At 48.6% G+C, this 18,997-nt stretch carries 16 protein-coding genes; 5 read left to right on the top strand and 11 right to left on the bottom strand.

What is annotated here, in order from left to right:
- The first annotated feature begins 46 nt into the window (after positions 1-46).
- A complete protein-coding gene (locus tag ACJJI8_RS14680) occupies positions 47-1,117 on the top strand; it encodes an alkene reductase (protein WP_444932794.1) in 1,071 nt (356 codons plus the stop codon).
- A 28-nt stretch (positions 1,118-1,145) separates the two neighbouring features.
- Here the strand turns inward: ACJJI8_RS14680 and ACJJI8_RS14675 are convergent, their stop codons facing one another.
- From ACJJI8_RS14675 to ACJJI8_RS14645, 7 genes are all read right to left on the bottom strand, one after another.
- Positions 1,146-1,961, bottom strand: a complete 816-nt coding sequence (locus tag ACJJI8_RS14675) for a DUF817 domain-containing protein (protein WP_413665245.1) — start codon at positions 1,959-1,961, stop codon at positions 1,146-1,148.
- Positions 1,962-2,056: 95 nt separating this feature from the next.
- On the bottom strand, positions 2,057-2,764 hold the full coding sequence (locus ACJJI8_RS14670; protein ID WP_444932793.1) for a hypothetical protein: 708 nt from the start codon (positions 2,762-2,764) through the stop codon (positions 2,057-2,059).
- 333 nt (positions 2,765-3,097) lie between these two features.
- Positions 3,098-3,496, bottom strand: a complete 399-nt coding sequence (locus ACJJI8_RS14665; RefSeq protein ID WP_444932792.1) for a hypothetical protein — start codon at positions 3,494-3,496, stop codon at positions 3,098-3,100.
- A 228-nt stretch (positions 3,497-3,724) separates the two neighbouring features.
- Positions 3,725-3,949, bottom strand: coding sequence for a hypothetical protein (locus ACJJI8_RS14660; RefSeq protein ID WP_444932791.1), 225 nt, complete (start codon positions 3,947-3,949; stop codon positions 3,725-3,727).
- A 334-nt stretch (positions 3,950-4,283) separates the two neighbouring features.
- Entirely contained in the window at positions 4,284-5,675 is a 1,392-nt protein-coding gene (locus ACJJI8_RS14655) for a class II 3-deoxy-7-phosphoheptulonate synthase (RefSeq protein WP_444896762.1), read from the bottom strand.
- A gap of 69 nt (positions 5,676-5,744) precedes the next feature.
- Positions 5,745-6,935 (bottom strand): amino acid aminotransferase, encoded by a 1,191-nt coding sequence (locus ACJJI8_RS14650; RefSeq protein ID WP_444932790.1) that lies wholly within the window; start codon positions 6,933-6,935, stop codon positions 5,745-5,747.
- Between the two features lie 26 nt (positions 6,936-6,961).
- Positions 6,962-7,462 (bottom strand): MarR family winged helix-turn-helix transcriptional regulator, encoded by a 501-nt coding sequence (locus tag ACJJI8_RS14645; RefSeq protein WP_282933355.1) that lies wholly within the window; start codon positions 7,460-7,462, stop codon positions 6,962-6,964.
- Positions 7,463-7,735: 273 nt separating this feature from the next.
- Between ACJJI8_RS14645 and ACJJI8_RS14640 the strand changes: the two genes are divergently transcribed.
- The 4 genes from ACJJI8_RS14640 to ACJJI8_RS14625 all read left to right on the top strand — a co-directional run bounded on the left by ACJJI8_RS14640 (position 7,736) and on the right by ACJJI8_RS14625 (position 11,801).
- Positions 7,736-8,866, top strand: a complete 1,131-nt coding sequence (locus tag ACJJI8_RS14640; RefSeq protein WP_444932789.1) for a homogentisate 1,2-dioxygenase — start codon at positions 7,736-7,738, stop codon at positions 8,864-8,866.
- 76 nt (positions 8,867-8,942) lie between these two features.
- Positions 8,943-9,572: a maleylacetoacetate isomerase gene (gene maiA, locus ACJJI8_RS14635; protein WP_444927426.1), complete on the top strand. Its 630-nt coding sequence runs from the start codon at positions 8,943-8,945 to the stop codon at positions 9,570-9,572.
- Positions 9,573-9,737: 165 nt separating this feature from the next.
- Entirely contained in the window at positions 9,738-10,019 is a 282-nt protein-coding gene (locus ACJJI8_RS14630; RefSeq protein WP_282933358.1) for a 2TM domain-containing protein, read from the top strand.
- Positions 10,020-10,319: 300 nt separating this feature from the next.
- The gene (locus tag ACJJI8_RS14625; protein WP_444932788.1) at positions 10,320-11,801 is read left to right on the top strand and encodes a ricin-type beta-trefoil lectin domain protein; all 1,482 of its coding nucleotides are present in this window, start codon (positions 10,320-10,322) and stop codon (positions 11,799-11,801) included.
- A gap of 114 nt (positions 11,802-11,915) precedes the next feature.
- Here ACJJI8_RS14625 and ACJJI8_RS14620 read toward each other — a convergent pair whose 3' ends face one another.
- From ACJJI8_RS14620 to ACJJI8_RS14605, 4 genes are all read right to left on the bottom strand, one after another.
- Positions 11,916-14,342, bottom strand: coding sequence for a PKD domain-containing protein (locus ACJJI8_RS14620; RefSeq protein ID WP_413665234.1), 2,427 nt, complete (start codon positions 14,340-14,342; stop codon positions 11,916-11,918).
- Between the two features lie 18 nt (positions 14,343-14,360).
- The gene (locus tag ACJJI8_RS14615) at positions 14,361-17,078 is read right to left on the bottom strand and encodes a TonB-dependent receptor (protein ID WP_444932787.1); all 2,718 of its coding nucleotides are present in this window, start codon (positions 17,076-17,078) and stop codon (positions 14,361-14,363) included.
- A gap of 263 nt (positions 17,079-17,341) precedes the next feature.
- Complete coding sequence (locus ACJJI8_RS14610; protein ID WP_444932786.1) at positions 17,342-18,328, bottom strand: FecR domain-containing protein; 987 nt, start codon at positions 18,326-18,328, stop codon at positions 17,342-17,344.
- 29 nt (positions 18,329-18,357) lie between these two features.
- Complete coding sequence (locus ACJJI8_RS14605; RefSeq protein WP_282933363.1) at positions 18,358-18,873, bottom strand: sigma-70 family RNA polymerase sigma factor; 516 nt, start codon at positions 18,871-18,873, stop codon at positions 18,358-18,360.
- Positions 18,874-18,997 lie beyond the last annotated feature (124 nt).

Genomic DNA, 18,997 nt, shown 5'->3' with positions numbered 1-18,997 from the left:
CCATCGATAGACAACTGCTTTTCGTGACAACATTGAGGCACACAAGATGACTGCGACACAGGATCTGTTTACAGGTATTCAATTAGGTGATGTGAAGCTTGCCAACCGTGCGGTGATGGCCCCCCTGACCCGCGCAAGAGCTGAAAACCACGTACCTACCCCTTTAATGGCTGAGTACTATGCACAGAGGGCTGGCGCCGGCCTGATTATTGCCGAGGCAACTATGGTGGCAGAGGGAACTTCAGCCTTTATTTCTGAGCCAGGTATCTACTCCCAGGAACAGATCGAAGGCTGGAGACAAGTGACTGACGCCGTTCACGAGAGAGGCGGCAAGATATTCCTGCAACTTTGGCACGGTGGGCGAGCCAGTCACCCCGATTTGAATAATGGCACAACGCCGGTTGCAGCCAGCCCAATCGCTATTGACGATACGGTTCACACACCGGACGGAAAAAAACCTTACACCACCCCAAGATCCCTTGAAACTGTGGAGATCCCAGGAATTATCGCGGCTTTTAAACAGGGAGCAATCAATGCTAGAGATGCTGGCTTCGATGGAGTTGAGGTTCATGGCGCAAACGGCTATCTCTTGGACAGTTTTTTGCGGGATGGCTCAAACCTTAGAACAGACGAGTACGGTGGGTCTTTAGAGAATCGTGCACGCTTGCTGTTTGAAGTTCTGGAAGCCGTTATCGAAGTTTGGGGCTCCGGCAAAGTTGGATTGCGAACTTCTCCCCTAAACGGATTCAACAGCATGCGCGATAGCGATCCTGAGGGACACACTCGCTGGTTTGCATCAAAATTGAATGAATATAATTTGGCCTACTGGCACTTGATGCGAGCCGACTTCCTCGGCGAGCAACTCGGAGATGTATTGACTCCAGCAAGGGAACTGTATCAGGGCAATCTGATTGGCAATATGGGGTACGGGCGAGATGAGGCCAATACAGCCATTGGGCAGCAGCAAGTAGATGCGGTTGCCTTCGGCGTTCCATTCCTGGCGAACCCGGACCTGCTAAAGCGTTTTAAAGCCGATGCGAGCTTAAATGAAGCAGACCCAAACACCTTCTATACCGGTGGCGCAAACGGATATACCGATTACCCCACAATGCCCTAACCTTTAAGGAGCAAGCAGCTAGGTCGCCTTAAGCGGGCGACCTGCTTTCCGTACTCGGAGCACCAGCAGTCTCGGAGCGGATCTTCACGTTATTAATCAGTGAGACCAGTACAAAACTCAGCAGCATCAGTAGATACCATGAACTGAGCTTCGCCAGAGATACCATTTGCCATTCATGGGATTGATTAGGGTAAATCCATATATTTGCAAAAGTAGCAATATTTTCAGCAAACCAAATAAACAGTGCTACCAGCAACCACCCCAAAAGAAGCGGCATAGAGCGATGCTTTTCAACGACCTTAAAGTAAATATTGGTTCGATAAAACAATAACACTGTTCCCGCTAGTAACGCCCAGCGGAAATCCCAGATATAGTGATGTGTAAAGAAGTTGACATAGATAAACACAACCAGAACAACTGTCAGCAATTTCGATGGATAGTGAGAATATTCAAATTCAAAAATTCGCCACACTCGAGCAATGTAACTGCCGACTGCGCTATACATGAACCCTGTAAACAGTGGCACATTACCAATCCCAAAGAAATACTCTTCCGGGTAACTCCATGAGCCAATAGCGTCAGATGTCTTAAATATCTCCATGACGGTCGCAACGACATGAAATACGACAATAACTATTGACTCCCTGAATGTTTCCAGTTTTGTAGCTAGAAGAAAGACCTGAAAGGCTATAGCAGCCAGAAAGATAAAGTCATACCGGTGAATCGATTCCAGTGGATACCAATAGTTGGTGACAATCATAATTCCCAGCAAGAAGCCACCGAAAATACAGGCATAAGCCTGCCTCAAGCCAAACAACCAAAACTCACGAATATATCGTTTCAAATCCACACTTGATAACACTGCAAACAACACCTAAGTGGAAAATTTCTGTGGCTTCAAGCCTACCGATTCCAATACCTTTCTATCTTTAGAAAAAACTATCTGACATTTATGTTTTTAAATCCAAACTCTTTACTCCCGGCCTTAAAGCCGAGATTCAAGATTTCAGTATAGTTCTCAGGGACTTCAAAAAACACGATTTCCAGCTCGGCCTCAGAACCGCGGGGAAGCTCCAGATATACCATTCCCCTCACTTCCTGCCCACCCCTAAATGCCTCATACTCCTTGAAGACAGCGCCATCTTTCATAATCAGGCGCCAGGAGGAAAGCCTTACTTTTTGCCGACTTCTCCGATTAGTCACGGTCATACGGCACTGCACTGTACCGCCCTGTCTTACACAATTATTGTGATGAATCTCGACCCCTTGCAGGTAAACAACACCACCTTCAGAAGTCGTTTTTGGAAGACCCGCAACAAAATCCGGACTGTGATACTCCTTCCCCAGAATAAAAAATGAAAAACAAGAGATCGAATAAGCTAAAACCACAACCACACCAAATAGGTAGCGATTTTTTAAGTAGCTCCAAATACAAAGAGATAGAGAAGTGCACACAATCACAATAGCCATAAAGGCTACAAAATACTCAGGGCGCCATATGCCGTATAGATAAATCATGGGCTCAGGAAATAGATACTGGGTAAGTGTCCATAGCACAGCTACTAATGCCGACAATACGCCCAATATTTTTGCAGCCAAAAACTTCCTGCGACTGACTGAGTAATGTCCCTCTACCATATCTGTCATTTTGCTTTATCCCTATACAACCAGCGTCAAGCTGGTTAGCTAGCACTGCTGACAAGTCACTTAAGCTTCATGTCAGCACAAAATGGTACATGATACAGATTTAAAGACCGAAATCGATTACACCTTATTTCTAAACCTATCCTGTCATAATCGACCAAAATTTAAACGCCACACTCTTCAACAAGCTTGTAGCGCTCTTCTAGGAAATTGAACATGAATTAATTACATTGAAAATACAATCATACTAGTTATAGAGAGAGGAATGAAAAGTCAGGGAATTAATCAGAAAGGGAATGACAGGAAGCCAAACCCTTTGTCGATAAAGAACCCGATCTACTGAGCTCCTACCGCATTCTGGTAGTCCATATATGCAGGTAATGCGACTGCGAGTACAATACCTAATGCAAACGGAATCAATATTAAGCAAACGCCCCAAACAGACCACTTTTTCTGAACAGAATTAAAATGTTCGACACTTTCCCACTGCTTATTCTTCCAAGCCAGCTCACGACCTTTAATACCCAAATAGATGGCAACAATAAAGCCAATATATGGAATCAAAGCCAGTAAACCAATATAGGTTTTATTGAAGGCAGCCCAAATCCAATTCAAAAAGAAGGCACCCCAGCTCCAGCCTTTAACTCCTTCTGGAACAATGTCACTTTTCTGTCCAGAATTATTATCAGCATCAACATTCACATCCGAATTTGGTGCCACATATGGATTGGTCATAACTTCCCCCAATTTTCATATTATAAATAGAATAAATAAAGCAAAGGTAAAGCCTCCCAAATAAAAGTGGAAAGCCGCTTCCCATCAAATAAATCAAGGCCCTTGCACAGGGAATGAATTCTAATTGGCGGTTATTAACAGCGCAATAGCTCATCCCGATAAATGCGAGTCAACGCACGCACAACCAGCAAATATAGCAGCCTCCAAGAACAACTTGTCAAACAGAAACTAATCATCGCTACTGCAAGAACTGCCACTCGAACTACTGCCAGAATCACTATCGTACCAACCATTGTCCTCATCGCTACTTGATGAACCGAACCATCGTGCCATCAAACCTATACCAAATACGACTAGCATTATCGCGTAAACATCGATTTCTACAGTGATCCCCTGGTAAATACCAAGGCCAACAAGACATAAACCCAACAAAAACTCTATAGTTCGCACCATTGCCCCACCCTACAATTTACTTTTACAAAAATTGACAGAACAAACTATCAAATATTATCAACAATGTCGGTTAAGGGATATCCACCCCCTAATCTAATAAATAAGGTGACCTTAATTGAAAATTAAATATTTTCAGTCGGAGTAAAACCTGGAGAATGTTCAGCTTGAATGACTTAACTGCAACAGGAGCAGCTCCTCACATACAGGCTGACAAATATAGAATACTGATTTAGAGGGAGTTTCAGTCGAGAGAAATGAAAACCTCTAATTCGAGCCAAAGGCTCAAGATAAGAGGTTTTACATTCAGAATTTCTTAATTAAAGAGAACAGCCAATTAAGCGATTCGACCAGCGCGCAACCATTCAGAAACACAAAACGCCAGCTCTAACACCTGATCGGCATTCAGTCGCGGATCACATTGGGTGCGGTAGCAACTGGCCAAGTCTGCTTCAGAAATTTTCCAAGCTCCACCGGTGCACTCAGTAACATGCTGTCCGGTCATTTCCAGATGGATACCGCCGGGATGGCTTCCCTCGGCCCAGTGTACCGAGAAAAAGTCGCGAATTTCCCGCAGGATTTTTTCAAAATCGCGAGTTTTATAGCCGTTACCCGCTTTAACGGTATTGCCATGCATGGGATCAGTGCTCCATACCACTGAGCGCCCCTCCGCTTGAATGGCGCGCACCAATGCAGGCAATTTTTCTCCCAAAGTATCGGCGCCCATACGGGTAATCAGTGTAAGGCGACCTGCATCGTTCTCGGGGTTGAGCTTATCGATCAAACGCAGCAGCTCATCCGGTTGCATCTTTGGACCAACTTTCACCCCAATCGGGTTACAAACACCGGAGAGAAACTCCACATGAGCGCCATCCAGTTGCCGAGTGCGTTCACCAATCCACAGCATATGTGCGGAGCAGTCATACCATTTGCCAGTAAGGCTATCGGTTCTTGTCAGCGCTTGCTCGTATTCAAGTAATAGCGCCTCATGAGAGGTATAGAGTGAAGTCTCACGAATTGCGGGAGAGTTCTCTGAGGTAACACCACATACCGCCATAAACTCTAAAGCTTCCTGAAGGCGTTCCGCCAGCTGGGCATACTTTTCCCGCTGAGGGTTATTTTTTAGGAAGCTGAGATTCCATTTGTGCACCTGATGCAGATCGGCCAATCCCCCCTGGGCGAAAGCTCGCAGTAGGTTCAGGGTGGCTGCCGATTGGTTATAAGCAGTTACCATCCGCTGAGGGTCAGGTATGCGCGCTTCAGCGGTAAAATCAATGCCGTTGATAATATCGCCACGGTAGCTGGGCAGCTCTACTCCGTTCACCGTCTCGGTATTTGCTGAACGGGGTTTGGCATATTGGCCGGCCATTCTCGCAACTTTCACCACCGGCAGGTTACCGGCAAAGGTGAGCACGACAGCCATCTGCAACAATACCTTGAAAGTATCGCGAATGCGGTTTGCATTAAAATCGGCAAAAGATTCAGCACAATCACCGCCCTGCAAAAGGAAGGCTTTCCCCTCGGCAACCTGAGCCAGCTGACGGCGCAGCTCGCGAGCCTCTGCCGCAAAAACCAGGGGCGGATGACCAGAGAGCTGTTTAGCCACCTGGGCAACATCTTCGGCAGACGTGTATTGGGGCTGTTGATGTGCGGTGAAGTTTCGCCAGCTCTGGGGGGTCCAAATTTGGGTGGGGGATTCGGGCACTGGGACTCCTAGCTCAACTTCCATCTTTCACTCTTACTTCTAAAGGATAAATCTTAAGGGTGAGCATATTGCTCACCCCCAAATGTGCCGAATTTACAGCACGCTGGCAACAGCCTTACAGAAGTATTCCATATTATTGGAACTCAGGCCGGCAATACTGATGCGACTCGAGTCCACCATATAAATGGAATAGTCCTTTTGCAGCTGTTGTACCTGTTCGGGATTGATACCCAGGAATGAGAACATCCCTTTCTGCTGGCGGATAAAGCCAAACTCACCGGCAGCACCCGCTGCGGCGAGCCCTTCTACCAATCCAGCACGCAAACCGTTAATACGCTCGCGCATTTCGGTCAGCTCAGCTTCCCAGTTCGCTTTCAGTCCCGCATCAGTAAGAATAGATTCTACAATGGCAGCACCGTGGGAAGGTGGCATGGAATAGTTGCCACGAATAGCGCTCAGCATCTGGCTATGGCCTTTATCGGCGGCTTCGCCATTCGCATAAATCACCATAGCCAGGCCGACACGTTCGCGATAGAGGCCAAAATTTTTCGAGCAGGAAGCTGCAACCAGCATTTCTGGAACAGATTCAGCCATCAAGCGCAGGCCGTAGGCATCATCTTCCAGGCTCTCGCCAAAGCCCTGATAGGCCATATCGATAAACGGCGTGAAGCCCTGCTTTTGCGCCATTTCCGCCAACACTTTCCACTGCTCACGGGACAGATCCGCACCACAGGGGTTATGACAGCAGGCGTGGAACAGAACAACGTCGCCCTCACCCACATCTTTCAGGGTCTCGACCATTTTGTTGAACTGCAAACTGCTGGTAGCGCGGTCGTAGTAGGGGTAGCTCTTGATTTGCAAGCCCGCATTACCCAGAAGCGGCACATGGTTAGCCCAAGTGGGGTCACTCACCCACACGGTTGCCCCAGCTTTGGCGCGATTAATCAATTCCGCCAGAACTCTTAAAGCACCACATCCACCGGGAGTTTGAGCTGAGCGAACGCGACCGCCCACCAACGCGGGGTGCCCGGCACCCAGTACCAGCTCCTGCATGGCGGTGTTGAAACCCGGAGTTCCGGCCGGGCCGATATAGGCCTTGGTTTCCTCACCCTGTAATAAGCGGGTTTCGGCTTCCTTGACGGCTTGCAAGACAGCGGTATGGCCTGCCTCATCTTTGTAGACGCCCACACCGAGATCAATTTTGCTGGGGTTTTCATCCGCGCGGTAGCTGGCCAAAAGGCCCAAAATCGGATCTGGCGGAAGGCTGTTTAAATGCTCAAACATCTGAAAACTCCTCTTAGTTATCTCATTTATTCATCAACGAGGCCGCGCTCAGACCATTCCTTCGCGCGCACCATTAACTTATCAATAATGCTATCCAGTTGTTCCCGCTCCTCAGTGGAGAGGGATGCCATCAAGTCATTCTCGTACTGATGGGCCAGCGGCACTATGCGAGCATAAATATCACGCCCCAGCTCCGACAGGTTCAGCACTTGCCGGCGCCGGTCACCGGGATCTTCACTGCGTGTAATGTAGTCATTCTTTAACAGGGAAGAGACGGCCCGACTGATTGCGACCTTGTCCATCGCCGTCTGCTCAACCAGCTCGGCGGCAGATAAATCGGGAAAACGACCCAGAATTGCCATCACCCGCCAAGCGGGAATGGTGAGGTGGAAGCGCGCACCATAAGCTTGCGCAATAGCATTACTCACTCGGTTGGAAAGTACCGAGAGGCGGTAGGGTAAGAACTTTTCGAGGCGCAGCTCGTCGTTCTCAACAACCGTGGGTCGCGTGTTTTGTTCGATTGTCATAGCTGCCCTCAAACCTGCCTGCTCGGGTGTCCCGGTTGTACCTGATACTCAATTTAACTAACATTGGTTTCAATTGTAACCACTATCGGCACAAATACTTTCTGGAAAAGTTACCGGGCCATACGAAAAAATGGCCGGACAGTATAGGTTTTTTTGCGCCATATTTGCGAACTAATTGGGTCTATGGCGCAAGAAATTTGCGTGTAAGTGGCGCTGAGATGCTCAATTTTTCGCCACACCTTCGAACCATCCGCACAGAAGCGAGGCCACGCCATGAAACAGTGGATCAGCTTTCCGCGAACGGAAGGAAATACAAGCCGCCAAGCCCATGCAGATTTCCCACCTAACAGCTTTGAAAGGGAAATGGGCAAAGAGGGTTTTTTTGGGCCCTGCACCCACTTCTATCACCGCCATCCCCCCACCGGCTGGAGCCAGTTCGAAGGTCCACTGCGTCCCCACGCTTTTGATGCCACGCAAATGAAGCACAAGGGAACAAGCCCCTGGGATCAAAAGCCGATCCTGCGAAACCAGGATAGCCAGGTCGCCCTCTGGACCTGCCGGGAGCCTATGGATCATCTGGTGCGCAACGCTGACGGCGACCAACTCCTGTTTATACACAATGGGAGCGGCGACTTGTTCTGTGATTTCGGCCATCTCTCTATTCGCGATGGAGACTATATCCTGCTGCCCCGCGGCACCTTATGGCGCCTGACGCCGACAGAGGATGAGCCACTGGAACTATTGATGGTGGAGGCGATAGGCAGCCATTTTCAGCTCCCCGAAAAAGGGATCCTTGGCCCCAATGCGATTTTTGACCAAGCGATGCTGGATGTGCCTCGTATAGATAAAGCCTTCCTCGATCAACAGGGCGATGATAAGTGGCGGGTTGCGGTTAAGGCCCGGCAACAACTGTCGACCATTACCTACCCCTTCAACCCACTGGACGCCTGTGGTTGGACTGGGGACAACCTGGCCGTTCGCATCAACTGGCGCGATATACGCCCGTTGATGAGCCACCGCTACCACCTCCCCCCTTCAGCTCATACCACCTTTATCGCACAAGGTTTTGTTGTAGCGACTTTTGTACCCCGCCCGATTGAGAGTGACCCGGGCGCACTCAAAGTCCCCTTCTTTCACAACAATGATGACTTTGATGAACTCATCTTCTATCACCGTGGTAACTTCTTTAGCCGCGACAATATTCATCCGGGGATGCTTACCCTCCACCCCATGGGATTTACCCACGGCCCCCACCCCAAGGCATTTGCTACCGGGGCCCGGCATGCACGCAAGGAAACCGATGAAGTTGCTGTAATGATCGACAGCCGCACCCCCTGGGATATTCTCCCGGATGCCCATGCCGTGGAGCTAACAGATTATGTAAACTCCTGGAAGCCAAAATGAATACAGCGCATCCAGACAACACCAAGAAGGCTGACATTCAAACAGCCAAACGCCAAAACAAAGAAAAGGAAAGAGAATGGACCTTTACGGATACTTTCGCTCATCCGCCAGCTACCGAGTGCGTATCGGGCTCAACTTGAAAGGCCTGGAATACGAGTATCACCCGGTAAACCTGCTCAAGGGAGATCAGCACGGAGACGACTACCGCACGTTGAATCCACACGGGCTACTGCCAACCCTGAATGATGGCGAAACCAGTCTCACCCAATCCCTCGCCATTTTGGAATGGCTGGATGAAACCCATCCAGAACCAGCGCTACTTCCAAAAGCCCCTGAGGCCCGCGCACATATCCGCGCGCTCGCGCAAAGTATTGCCAGCGATATTCAACCTATACAGAACCTCAGGGTTCTGCAGTACCTTCAGGCTGAACTCAAAGTCAGTGATGAGCAAAAAATTCAATGGATTCAGCACTGGATACACCTGGGCTTCTCCGCACTGGAGAAGCAATTAAGACCCTCTCCTTTCGCCGCTGGAGACAATCCAGGGTTGTTCGAGTGTTGCTTACTCCCGCAAGTATACAGTGCGGAACGCTTTGGCCTGGATATGACCCAGTACCCCAAAATCCAGAAAATCACAGACGCTTGCAATGAACTGCCGGCCTTTATTAAAGCCCACCCTTCAGAACAACCAGACTGTATTGTGTAGTACCCTTTTATGGATGCCCGGTCGCATCGGGCATCCTACATACACTCGAAAATTTCACTACTTGCCACATTTCATTGCCTGTGGTTAATATCTCTATCCAAACTTGAAAATAACTCGAATAATAATATTCCCCACTGCTGTAGCTAATCAGCCGAGGTCATCAATATGAACTCCCAAGACCAGATCTCCCCCAAAGAAAAAGAAGTCATTAAGCATGTCAAGAAGCTGAAGAGCTTTTACCAACACCTAATCACCTATTTATTAGTTATCTCGGGACTAGTAATTGCCAACTTAATACTCGCCCCCGGATACTTATGGTCACTCTGGGCGGCATTTGGCTGGGGTATAGGGCTCGCCTCCCATGCAATTAGCACCTTCAATTTATTTAATTTCTTTGGTGAAGATTGGGAGAGAAAGCAGATAGATAAGAGAATGGGGCGTAAATAGCAATAAATCGTGTGCGATGGAGCATCGCCAAATACAAGCATATGCTTTAGATGTTAGAGTACTTTCCCAAAGTACTCTTCTCCTAGCCCCTCACTGTCAACGCAAAAACTCCAAACACTTCCCTACTTACGAACACGAACAATTACCTGTAATCTAAACAAAAATCTATATACTCCAAGCCGTTTGACAAAAAACAGTTAATTAACAGGCTTAAATTATCGAGCTCTGGTAACAAAGTATTAACACACTTTTTATATAACAAATAATAAATATATCATTAAAATGATAACAGGAACCCCAATGTCCTTCCTCAAAGTCTCTACAGGCGCTCTATGTCTATCACTTTGGGTATCTATACCCAGCATCAGTAAAGCTGACACTTTTCACTGGCCCGATTACCAAGCAGAAGCGGCCACCAGTGAGCATCGTATTGATGAGCTTTATTACTTACAGCCCCATAACAGCTATGAGCGGCTAGAAAACGGTGAAACACTGACTGACTGGCTCGACAAAGGCTTTCGATCACTGGAAATCGATGTCGTAGATCACGGTGCCTGGCAAGGTAGCAGCCATGGACCCTATGTTGCTCATGGACAAAACGACATCGGTAATCACATGTGCAATAGCAACGGAGACGATGATCGTCTGGAGCACTGTCTGGACGATATCAAATCCTGGCTCTCCGTTAACACTATTGAAGCGCCAATAATGCTGTATATCGATATGAAAACCAATTTAGATTGGTTTAACGCCTGGTATGCAGATGAAATTTATTTGCTTGACCAGTATATCCAACAAGAGCTGGGCGACCTCCAGTACAGCTACCAGGATATGCTTGCATATTTACAACAAATTTCTTCCTCAGAAAATTACCGTACCACGCTTACAAGTACGGGATGGCCTAGCGTTGGCAACTTATTAAATAACGGCAAAAAAGTAATCGTTATTTTTACCGGAGGACAGTCAGGCAACGTCAATAATCGAATGGAATCCGCATTAGACTCCTACGAGATGAGCGCATTTTTATGTCCTGATATAGATACCGCAGATCCAGAAGAATTTACCGGCTCCATTGATTCAATAGACAGCAGTAGTTCGCAAAGAATATTTTGCGGCAATGTCCAGGCTGGCGATCATTACCAGATAACAGCCAACGCAGCCGCTGAAACCAAACAGCTGATGCACCTATGGGATAGTTCTGGCGATTTTAGCAATACCGACTATGGCTACATATTTACAGCAATCGCACATGGTGCCACTGCAATCGGGATGGATCCTGATACAGTCGCAACCACCCCCAATTATACTGGCACGGCAATTCCTTTTGTCGGAGTAAGGAGAAGTCTTCCTGGCTATTTGAGAATCCGTTCTGCCTCAAATGCTGACTTGTGCATGACCGTCTCCCAGGGCTATAGCAATGGCTCAAACCTAAATATGAATAACTGTGGCTCCAGCAATGAACAGCAGTTTGTTTATACTGCTGAAGGCCAACTCCGCCCTAAGGGTAATAATAAATACTGTGTTGACTTCAACACTGGCTCTGCTGATAACGGCGATAAAATGCACCTGTGGGATTGTGACGGCGGCAATTCGGAGAAATGGCAAATCCAGGAAAGTGGGGTCATCCAAAATCGCGATAAGAACTGGACCTACTGTATAGACGCACCGGGTAGCTCAACCGAAGAGGGTGAGCGTCTTCAGGTTTACAAGTGTGATAAGAATGACAAAAGCCAACAGTTCGTTTTAGAAGCAGTCAATGATTGGGCACAAAATAGCTTTTAAGGTTTGATTACGATTAAAAAAGGGCGCCCTATTAGGCGCCCTTTCTCAAAGAGATCACAATGTTATAGAACCTCAGCAATAATATGTGTTATTGCAGAAGTAAGCTCTGAAAGATTAATTTAACTCCCCTGCTTCACACTGTCTCCAGCCCTCGCTAAAGATACCATCATCTATGGCTACCCAGGTTTCGTAGGTGAAGGTCAACTCCGGGATTTCTTTAATATTAAATGAGAAATGGAAGCCTTCTATTTTTTCATCTGTGCGCATACAGGGAACAGAGGGTACCCATGTCTTGAAGTCCAGAGACTCTCCCTCGCTAATAACCTGTCCCTCTGCAACACCCTCGAACCATGGTGTAAGGCTAGCCAAATCGCCATTGATATGCTTCACCTGTACATTCTCAATGGTGTAATCGGCATCAACTGCAGTCAGAGACCATTGTAGGTATTCATCTTCGGTAGGGGATGTATCCCACCGTAAATCTGACGGGGTACCGTAGCTTGGAATATTTTCGTACGGCATGGGCAGCCAAAGGCTCTCTTCCCAGGAGTTGATATTACGCAGACGCACACCCTTGGCTTCGCTCATGGGCTCAACTTCTACAACAAAATCGTATTCCGGCGCATCATCAATCAAATCTGTAGCGTAGTAGCGGAATACGTAGGTGCCCGCTTTCGAAAATACGGTACCAGTTGTATTTTCACAATCTTCACTATCTGGATAGCTGGTAAATTCACCACCTTCCGGCGCGCTGATCAGCTCTTCATAAGTGAATACTTCATCACCGTCGGCATCTACCACCACAGGGCGATGCAGCAGGGACATACAGGGCAGGATTTGGTAATAATCTTCACCAGTGGATAAGCTACCCCAGTTGCGCGCCCAAACTACAGAACGGATTTCTGGTGCCGTGTTGGAAACTTTGGCAAGACCATCGTCTTCAGAGTAGGTTTTGGCATATAGACCACGATCATCACTGACGATCAGGCGAGCGGTATAGGAACCCGGTACATCGGTAACTACCTGAGCACGGCGAAGCTCCCCACTCTCCGGTTCGGTAACCGGTTCAATCACTGCATCACTCCCATCGGGCCGGTCAACCAGCTCCCAGTGGAAGGTCATTTCATCATTATTAGGGTCGCTACTGGAGGCATCAAACACCAAAGCATCGCCAACGAGCACAGACTTGGACTGAGCTTCGACACTACGGGTAGAAGGATAACCATTTACCTTGCCAATCTTGGCTTCCATAGTGGCTTCTAGGTCTATCTGGTTGGTTCCGTCAGATACGGTCATACTTACGCGATAGGTACCTACCACATCCAGCTCTTGGATTTTCTTACCCAGCGGTTTCCAAGAACCAATATCAACCAGTTCGGCAACACTACCTTCAGGTTTTTCAATTAGCTCCGCTTCAATAATTTGCAGAGCATCACCCTCAGGGTCATAGCCAACAAAATTAAATTCAGCGCGAAGCCCCAGCTCTTGCTCACCAATACTGTAGGACGGGTAGTAACCAGTCGCTTCGATTTCACCAATTGGAGCATCATTGACTTCCGCTTCGGAATCGGCTTCAACTACGATAGTAACTTCACGCTCCTCACTCTTTCTTGCGCCATCAAAAACAAACAAAATTAAATTGTAAGTATCTGCCGCAATGGGAGTAAATTTAACGGTAGAGGTTGTCTCTCCCTCTAACTCGGGAACCGGAACACCATCAGTTTCCACTGGACTATAAGCCCACTTCCAGCGGTATTGCAGAGAGTTACCTTCAGGGTCATAACTCTCGCTCGCATCCAGTACAACTTCTTCTCCAAGAGTAATCGTCTGGTCTTCTGTTACGGCAACAGGTGGAGCATCACCGGCGGAAACTGTTACCAGAACTTCCGCAGGTTCACTGGCAACTCCATTATAAGTAACAACTAATTCAAGCTTGTAGTCACCTTCGATATCCAAGTGCAATGTAGCTTGGCTAGAGTCACTGTTAGTCAGGTACGCAGCACTGTCGAGAGGCTTTTCAACCAGGGCCCATAAATATTCCAGATCTCCAGTCTCACCCGTTGGCGGAGTACTCAAGCTGCCATCAAGGCCCAGGGTCTGAGTACCCAGGATAACACTGTGCACCGGCTCAGTAATTGCCACTGGATTCGGGCTGGTTGCAGTCAACGTTATACGGGATGCTTCACTGGTTTCAGTACCGTCATCCACGATCAGGCTCACAACATAGTCGCCTGGAAGATCAGCTGTAAACTCTGTGTAGGCATCCTCAGCACTGGCCAACTCTACCAGGCTAAGCTCAGGCCACTCAATCAGCTCCCAACGATAAGTCAGGCTTGCATCTCGCGAGCTGCTACTGTCAGTACCGCTCAATTGAACAGTGACATCACCGCCAGCCAAGGAGAAAGTTGTGTCTACAGGGGACAACAAACTGATACTGGCGGTAGGTTTATTATTTGAGCCGTCGCCCGAACCACCGCCACCACAGGCGGCCAGCACGAGAGACAAACATAGCATGCCGATAAGGGCTGCTGCTCTTTTCATCTGTGGAACTCCAAATGTTTAATATTGATAAGTGAGACTGAGTCTTGCCGTACGTCCCGGTGCAGGCACCAAGCCAAGACTCAAAGCATCGATGTAATATTGATCGGTTACGTTGTCGACGGTGAAATCCACCGAAAAACTATCGTTAAATTGGAAGCTGGTATAAAAATCTAACAGTTCGTAGCTCTGCCACAGCACCGGCTCAGTAAATCCAGCTTGATCGCCGTAATAAGGAACAGGGTTTCGCTCCCCCATAAAAGTACCGCGCAGCCCGAATTCCAATTTTTCCTGGAATAAACGCAAGCCAATATGCGCACTGGCATGCCAGTTAGGTGGGACCATATTATTGAAATAACTGTTTTCTATACCCCAATCCGTGCAGTAAGTACGCACATAGCTGGCAACATCACAGACTTCAATGTGGCTGTATTTGGTAGCACTCAGCTCAACTAACCACCAGAGGGCATCGTATCCAAGGTTGAACTCAAAACCTTCAAGGTCGAGGCTATCGATATTTCGCATACGGAATAAATCGGAGATACCGCTACCTTGCTTTTCTTCATCGGCGTTGACCCCGGTGCGAGTCAAATAATCGTCAACATGGTTTTCGAAGTAAGCAACTTTCGCTCGGAGTTGATGATGAGTTTCAAATAACTGGCCGTTAAGATAATTAATCCCAACCTCATTATTTTTTGCATGCTCAGGCTTAAGGGTGATATCCAGTGCGGGGCTCGATGAGAAACCAGTGGTACCTTCAAACAGGCTCGGCATACGCAAAGCCTGCGCATGGCGGGCATAGAATTGCAAACCCTTGATCGGCTCCCATGTCAAAACCACAATAGGTGCAGTACCGGAGCGACTATTGCTGTAGTAAACGTCCTCACAGCCCCCTTCCCCATTATCTACACAAAAATCGGAATCAATGCTCAACGGGAGGGGATTATTGTCTTTTGAAGAGAAATGGGTATAACGAACTCCAGACTCCAGCGTCCACTCCGGCCACGGTTGCCATTCAATACCGGTGAACAAGCTGTACTCATCGCGCCCACCACTGCGGGAACCGGCATAAATACCTTCAGCGGTCTGGGTATCGCTATCCAAGTCTTCCCACTGTGCAGAAACACCATAATCCCAGCGCAATTCACCCATGGGGTAGAAGCGCATACTATTGGTGATATCAAGGCCAAAGCGCTGATAATCGTCATTTCGCGCAATATTATCCTCCAGCTCGATAGAGAATATATTCGGTGTGTTCAGATCAGTGACCGCATCGGTGTGCCAAAAATTGACACGCAAGTCGGCCCAATCATATTCCACCGGCTGCCAACGATAGCGTGCAGTGTAGGTTTGGTTAAGCACTTCACTATCGAGCCACTCGCGCGCCTGACCGAAATTTGAAAGAACTTGCGAGGGCATCATCTCACCAAAGATACTGTTATAGCGGATATAGCCCAGCTCAAGACTTTGGTCTTTTGGCAAATGGAGACTGCTTTTTAACAACCAGGAATCGCTAGAAAAACTAGTATTCGGAATCCGCTCCCCGGCGCGGTAAGGGATACTCTTTCCCAGTTCACTCTCCAGCTCAACCTTAGTCTCGGTATACCAAGCCATTTCTTGAGGCTCACCAATAACCACTTCCGGCGCGGGGCCATCAGTACCCGCATAGTAATTTCCCTGTTCGCGCTGGGCGTGAGCCAATACCAGATCACCCCACTCAAAACGCTGGGCGCCCGCAAAGCTCGCCGCGTAACCCTCAAAATCCAACAGGCTGGGCCTATCCATTCCATGGTCCGGCGCAAAGCTGTCCGGCATTGTATAGTCAGCGGTGCAATCACTTGCAAAACGGCAATCGGAGCGATAAACAGGGCGCGGCAAGTGGTAACCAGCGTAAGTACCAGCCTCTGGAGCCTCGCTATTGTTTCCGATACCACTGACACGAACACGGAAACCCGACAATTCGCCGGGTTTTACGACATCTTCCGCTCGTAGGGTATTTACACTGACAACGCCTCCGGTAGCGCCTGTGCCCTCGGCACCCATTACGGGGCCTTTATCAATGCGCAAGGACCCAATCAGATCTGGGTCAATATAACTGCGACTGGAAACCCCGGCATAACCGCGATAAATCGTTGTTTCCTGGCGACTGCCATCAATTAAGACAGGAACCCTACCCTGCCCTTGCATACCGCGAATATTGACATCCAGACCACCGGAATTGCGGTTTTCACTGATAAGTACACCGGGGGTGCCCTGAAAAATATCGCCAACACTGGTACCGCGAAAGCGCTCAATATTTTCCTGGGTGAGAATATTTACTGAACCGGACTCGCGAAATGCCTGGTCTTTTTCACCGCCATCACGAGTCTCAACCTGGATGCTGTCCAGCACCATCAGATCCTGCTCGCCAGCGGACTGGATCAGCCAGGCACCACTACCAACGGGAACCGCTTGCAGGTTGGTACCGCGCAACAAGCTCAACAGAGCTTCTTCTGCACGATAGCTACCAAATAGTGCTGGAACAGAAATAGTTTCCACCAGGTTCTCGTCGAAAGAGAGCGTTACCCCGGCCTGACGCGAGTAGAGGTTGAGCACATCTCCCAGATTGCCCGCGGGCAAACTGAATTCGATCAGCGCTGTATTGCCCTGCTGGGCTTGCGCAAAACTCGATACGGGAACTACGGCCAACAACAGTGCCAACAAGGTGGGCAAAATATGTTTTGGGGCGCGGGACTGCATTTAAGCGGCTTCCTATTCTCAGGTGTATAACTAGGAAGCCGAACGAAAATCAAAAACCCGTAATCTAAATGAGAATTATTTTGTTTTTTTTGCTTCGGAGGGAAAACTAGCAATCAAAAGCGTCATCAAAAATAAAAAATGACACCTTCGGATAACTTTTTTGTGGTCATCTGGCAATAAGAGCAGGAATTAAAGGTTGCCCGTTCCGAAAAAACCGTCGGCCCGGACGAACAGGGGAAGGCAGGGAGCGATGCGACTTACTATCAGCCCGGCAATTGAATCATTGCCCACCACCGCGTGGTATAGCTCAGTTCAGCTCCCGCCGAACGCGCCAATATTTTTAGGATGGTATCGATATCGTGAAGCTGGAAAACCCCGGAAACCTGGTGATCTCTTAATGCCGGATCACAGCGTAAAAAACCAACACGATAGCGAGATAACTCTTCAAGCAGCGCTCCTAACGGCATACTCCGAGCGGAAAGCACCCCGTCAATCCATCCGCTGTAATCAAACATCTTGCTGTTCAGAGCGAGTGAACCGGCGCTAGTAAGGCGATAAGCCTCACCCGCCTTAACTGCAAAGGGCTCTATATCCGCACTCGGCTGAAACTGCACCCCACCTTCCACAACCTGCAAAATCGTGTGGTCATCGCCATTGCGGACAAAAAAGCGCGAGTCACGGGAAATCAGCTGCCCCTGAGGCACCGATACCTGCATTGGCCTCGGGTCAGCGGCACTGGTCAAGTGCATTTCACCTTTAGACAGAACAAGGGAACGGATTGCTGTGCCCGACTCCCATTCAATGGCACTACCGGTGTTTAGCCAGACTTGGCTCTTATCATCCAGAGTATATTGGGCCGGCTTAGAACCAGAGGAATAATCGGCAGACATATACTTCAGCAAACCGGTGTCATATCCCACCAGGCCAACGGCAAAAGCCCCAAGGACACCACCGCCCATGGTTTTAAGAGCAGCCCTGCGATTTAAACGGCGAATTTCTGCATCGGTTTGATTGAGGGTGGAATGGGCCAAACGCGGCGCTCGGCGAGCCACCGTATCTAGAGGTGACTCCATCCGCTCAAAACGCTGCCATGCCAGTTCATGCAGAGGGTCCGCCGAACGCCATTGACTGCAAGCATCGCGCTCTGAGTCAAGCGCCTCGCCGGAACCCAGGCGAACGCGCCAGCTAACGGCTTGCAACAGTACTGCTTCAGGAATTTTTTCTCTATTTTTTTCTGGGGCGTTTGACATCAGCAAGCAAGTTCCAAGTCCATAGAAAATTATTCGTTATCGTACGCAGCGGCATAGCACTTGAGCATGGCTTTTGCGATATATTTCTCTACTGAGGAAAGGCTTAGCCCCTGCTGCTCAGCCACCTGGCGGTATGTTAAGCCGTCTAGTCTCGCCATTAGAAATACCGTTTTCTCTATCGGGCGCAGACCACTGAGCAATTGATCAATTTGCTCCAAAAGCCCCAATAGCTCCCACTTATCTTCCGGGGAGGGACATTCCGGTTCCGGCAAATTTTCCAGCAGCGCTAAATAATTTTTCTCCAGCACTTGGCGACGGGCTTGGTCGATCAGCAGGTTCCCGGCCACTTTGGTTAACCAGGCCCTCGGGCTTCGAATCCCCGCAGGCAGGCTCGGCCTATCCAGCAGACGAATAAAAGTGTCCTGAGCTAAATCCTGGGCATTATCAACACCGGAAGTTCGGCGCGCAATCCAACGGACAAGCCACTCGTGGTGCTCTTGGTAAAGCTCATCAAATCCTGGGGTTGAAGGGGTTTCCGGGGCCAAAACTCAGACCTTGCGCTGTAATCTTTTGAGGGCGGGGACTGTAAATGATATCTATTCTCATTTAAAGTAGCTGAGCTGAGAATGTTATATCAATTTGGAATAACCCGGTGAATTTTTCAAAAAA

Source organism: Microbulbifer maximicatervae (SeqCode) (genome assembly GCF_052467695.1).
Note: the sequence above shows the minus strand (reverse complement) of the source record. Positions and strands in the feature narration are given on the sequence as shown.

Bases quoted from the DNA above. Each gene is read 5' to 3' on its own strand.
- ACJJI8_RS14680 (WP_444932794.1), top strand. From the start codon at position 47: ATGACTGCGACACAGGATCTGTTTACAGGTATTCAATTAGGTGATGTG.
- ACJJI8_RS14670 (WP_444932793.1), bottom strand. From the start codon at position 2,764: ATGACAGATATGGTAGAGGGACATTACTCAGTCAGTCGCAGGAAGTTT.
- ACJJI8_RS14665 (WP_444932792.1), bottom strand. From the start codon at position 3,496: ATGACCAATCCATATGTGGCACCAAATTCGGATGTGAATGTTGATGCT.
- ACJJI8_RS14660 (WP_444932791.1), bottom strand. From the start codon at position 3,949: ATGGTGCGAACTATAGAGTTTTTGTTGGGTTTATGTCTTGTTGGCCTT.
- ACJJI8_RS14655 (WP_444896762.1), bottom strand. From the start codon at position 5,675: ATGGAAGTTGAGCTAGGAGTCCCAGTGCCCGAATCCCCCACCCAAATT.
- ACJJI8_RS14650 (WP_444932790.1), bottom strand. From the start codon at position 6,935: ATGTTTGAGCATTTAAACAGCCTTCCGCCAGATCCGATTTTGGGCCTT.
- ACJJI8_RS14645 (WP_282933355.1), bottom strand. From the start codon at position 7,462: ATGACAATCGAACAAAACACGCGACCCACGGTTGTTGAGAACGACGAG.
- ACJJI8_RS14640 (WP_444932789.1), top strand. From the start codon at position 7,736: ATGAAACAGTGGATCAGCTTTCCGCGAACGGAAGGAAATACAAGCCGC.
- maiA (WP_444927426.1), top strand. From the start codon at position 8,943: ATGGACCTTTACGGATACTTTCGCTCATCCGCCAGCTACCGAGTGCGT.
- ACJJI8_RS14630 (WP_282933358.1), top strand. From the start codon at position 9,738: ATGAACTCCCAAGACCAGATCTCCCCCAAAGAAAAAGAAGTCATTAAG.
- ACJJI8_RS14625 (WP_444932788.1), top strand. From the start codon at position 10,320: ATGTCCTTCCTCAAAGTCTCTACAGGCGCTCTATGTCTATCACTTTGG.
- ACJJI8_RS14620 (WP_413665234.1), bottom strand. From the start codon at position 14,342: ATGAAAAGAGCAGCAGCCCTTATCGGCATGCTATGTTTGTCTCTCGTG.
- ACJJI8_RS14615 (WP_444932787.1), bottom strand. From the start codon at position 17,078: ATGCAGTCCCGCGCCCCAAAACATATTTTGCCCACCTTGTTGGCACTG.
- ACJJI8_RS14610 (WP_444932786.1), bottom strand. From the start codon at position 18,328: ATGTCAAACGCCCCAGAAAAAAATAGAGAAAAAATTCCTGAAGCAGTA.